Genomic DNA, 3,157 nt, shown 5'->3' with positions numbered 1-3,157 from the left:
ACGATGCTGAAATTTCCTTGACCTCACAACACCAAAAACCAAACACACTAGCCAAAACTCATAGACGAAACTCAAGCACAACGAAAACAAAAATCGCAACTCAAAAAACAACTATCTCCCACAGCCACATATATAAACCCGCCAGCCAAACACCGCGCAAGCGCGCAAACGATTACGCTTAGCTCTGTCCGAATGTTTAGGAAGAAAAGTGGATCTTGTAAACAAAGATTACGTAACGAAACCACTTTGCGATGGCGGCGATCTGGAGATGCAAAGAAAAGCGTTCATTACGGCAATCAACAAACAGCCAATCTACAAAATCATTTAGTGCGAGATTTAGTGCAGGAGCTATCGCATAAGATTACAATGAGTTTTAGCTGACGTATTACCTTCGTAAACCGTTGCAATTCCGCCTTTCTTCCCAAAATCGATATTTTTTATTACTGTAATCTACCCCAAAATCGATATTTTTACTACATAAGCGCACCATAAGCAATCAGACACGCGCGCAAAAACCATACTGCGCCAGTAACGAAAAAACGTCAATATTCGTTACTCGCGCAGAAAGCCAACTGCACCAGTAACGAAAAAACAGAATTATACGTTACTCGCGCAGAAAGCCAACTGCACCAGTAACGAAAGAACAGAAAAGCGTTCGCACGGATAACGTGCTCACTTACAAAACTCGCGTTGGAAGTCTCCCCCGGACTTCCAACTTAAGCGAGTTTCCGCTTTGAAGGAGCTCGAAATCCCAATGATTTCAAGCTCGGTCAAAGCGCTCACGCAGAACGCCAACTGCACCAGTAACGAAAAAACGGTGACGTTCGCACGGATAACGCGCTCAAGCAGGTCGTCGCGTATTCGGTACAAACTCAATCCTGCAAGTCGCGTTCAAAGCATTCGCAATACGATTCAAAAGCGCAATAGTCGGATTCCTTGAACCATTTTCCAACCTGCTAATATCCGACTGACTTATACCCGTCTTTTCCGACAGCTCAGCCTGAGTCAAACCAGCCTTTTTCCTCGCCATCACAAGCGACATAGTCAAATCTCTTTCCGGCTGAGGCGCATCATACTCCTTCTTGAACTCGGGATCCTTCATAAGCTCGTCAGTAAGCTCCTGCAAATCATTCACTCGCGTTCCCTGCACTACGCGCGTTTCCTGCAACTCTTGATTTTCCTGCAACTCTTGATTTTTCATCACAAGTCTATCTTTCTATTAAAATATTTAGCCCTTCTCTGCATAGCTACCAATATTTCACTACGCGGAGTTTTCTGCTGCTTTTTAACAAATCCATTGGTTGCAACAATAATCTTATCCGCATCAAAAAAGTACAAAATACGCACTATGTTGCTACCTAAAATAGTGCGAAGCTCAAAAATATGGTTGCCAACATGCTTACTAAGCTGCTCCCTTGCATCACTTCCTAGCATCTCCAAGCGATGCAAATCCGAAACCACCTTCGCTCACAACTTGACATCCAAACTTTTAATAAACTCGCGTACTGGCTTATCACCATCCTCATCACTGTAAAAAATCACATCAAACAATTCCCCCCAACCCCCTATTTATGTTATATATAGCATAATCCGTATATGCACACCTTGTCAAAACAGGCAACCAGAGACCCGCGCGCAGAAAGCATACTGCGCCAGTGTCCGATAATCGACCACCAGAGACCCTAACGCAGAACACCAACTGCACCAGTTCCCAAAACAAGCAAAATCAGCCACTAACGCAGAAAACACGCGCTCTCTAATTTGCAGTAATTAAAAAGACGATAGATTTTTATTTCTACCGTCTTGCTTAAAGCTCATACAACTATCTACTTTGTTCTCTGTGTATTAAATTTTCAAATTCTTATTGTTTAACATTCCCTCAAACATTGCATGATACATATCCTTCGACGATTCTTCTATCCTGGTAATACTTGATATTTTATTTCCCGCATCCTTTGATGATGCTCCACAAAGATAAAAGGCCTCATTTTCTGACCCAAAATCTAGTGCAATATATCTATCGTGGTATTTTTTATCGGATACCTTCAGATTCAGGTCTATGTTAGGATAATCTTTTCTAAAATCATCTAAAATATTTTTCGTAAGCATATCTTTATTTCTTACATTATCACTAAAAACTACGATTTTGTACGTTATCTCTTGCAGCCCTTAAAAGTTCCAATGTTTTAAGCCCTATATAATTATCTATAACATAAATGCTTTTCTTTGCTGACTTATATATTTTTGTATATGCAACATCTGCTTCTATCTTATCTCCATTCATCAAAAGAAAATGCTTGTAGGCGTCCGGATCTATAAAATTATCCATTACCTTTTTCAAATCTTCTTTTGTTGCCAAGGTGCTAATTTTATCGTTTATATTTGCTATTTCTTTTGAATGCTGCATTATATCATTTGTATTTTGACTTGTTTGCAATAACAGTTGCGTCATTTCTTTTGAACTAAGAAAGTCTCTATTTTCAACAATGAAGTCTTTCATCTGCTTAAACATTCGTATTAAAGCCTTGCTCTGTTTAACTGCCAGCTCTCCCCTTAATACAGTCATAAGCATATAGATGCCCTGTTCCGTAAAGGCATAAGGCATATATCTTCTACCACCTGAACCTTCATCTGATTTTGAGGTCAAAATTTTTGACCTCAAAAATTCCCATTCATCTTTTGTAAGTTGAAATCTAAAATCTTCATCAAATTTTTCTATGTTATTCTTTACTTGCTGATTAAATGTTTTTGTTTCATATCCATATATTTCAGCAAGTTCAAAATCAAGCATAACCTTTTGATTTCTTATATAGTAAATCTTACTTTTCACTGTACTTTCATCTATCACTACAATTTCTCTGTTTTCTTCTGCCATGAAATAAACCTCCAACATTATCTAAATATCTTTCCCAATTCGCCAACCATACGTTACTAACGCAGCGCGCAATCTGCACCAGTAACGAAAAAACGGTGACGTTCGCACGGATAACGTGCTCACTTACGAAACTCGCGTTGGAAGTCCCCCGGACTTCCAACTTAAGCGAGTTCCCGCTTTGAAAGAGCTTGAAATCCCAATGATTTCAAGCTCGGTCAAAGCGCTAACGCAGCGCGCAATCTACACCAGCAACGAAAAAACGGTGACGTTCGCACGGATAAC

At 39.8% G+C, this 3,157-nt stretch carries 3 protein-coding genes and 1 pseudogene; 1 reads left to right on the top strand and 3 read right to left on the bottom strand.

Going from position 1 to position 3,157, the window contains the following annotated elements; translation table 11 throughout:
* The coding region (locus HMPREF3208_RS06935; protein ID WP_230953117.1) for a hypothetical protein at window positions 1-182 on the top strand (182 nt) is incomplete at its 5' end.
* Between the two features lie 659 nt (window positions 183-841).
* On the opposite strand, the gene HMPREF3208_RS06025 is transcribed toward HMPREF3208_RS06935, so the two are convergent.
* From HMPREF3208_RS06025 to HMPREF3208_RS06015, 3 genes and pseudogenes are all read right to left on the bottom strand, one after another.
* Window positions 842-1,201 carry a helix-turn-helix domain-containing protein gene (locus HMPREF3208_RS06025; RefSeq protein ID WP_196488969.1) on the bottom strand — a complete coding sequence of 120 codons (360 nt, stop codon included), beginning with the start codon at window positions 1,199-1,201 and terminating at the stop codon, window positions 842-844.
* The gene (locus tag HMPREF3208_RS06020) at window positions 1,201-1,461 is read right to left on the bottom strand and encodes a type II toxin-antitoxin system RelE/ParE family toxin (RefSeq protein ID WP_230953116.1); all 261 of its coding nucleotides are present in this window, start codon (window positions 1,459-1,461) and stop codon (window positions 1,201-1,203) included. The genes HMPREF3208_RS06025 and HMPREF3208_RS06020 overlap by 1 nt, the downstream gene beginning before the upstream one ends.
* A 384-nt stretch (window positions 1,462-1,845) precedes the next feature.
* A pseudogene (locus HMPREF3208_RS06015) lies at window positions 1,846-2,875 on the bottom strand (ORF6N domain-containing protein).
* Window positions 2,876-3,157 lie beyond the last annotated feature (282 nt).

Origin of the sequence: Gardnerella vaginalis, from assembly GCF_001546485.1 — a bacterium.
GTDB classification, from domain to species: Bacteria; Actinomycetota; Actinomycetes; order Actinomycetales; family Bifidobacteriaceae; genus Bifidobacterium; species Bifidobacterium vaginale_D.
Note: the sequence above shows the minus strand (reverse complement) of the source record. Positions and strands in the feature narration are given on the sequence as shown.

Bases quoted from the DNA above. Each gene is read 5' to 3' on its own strand.
- HMPREF3208_RS06025 (WP_196488969.1), bottom strand. From the start codon at position 1,201: ATGAAAAATCAAGAGTTGCAGGAAAATCAAGAGTTGCAGGAAACGCGC.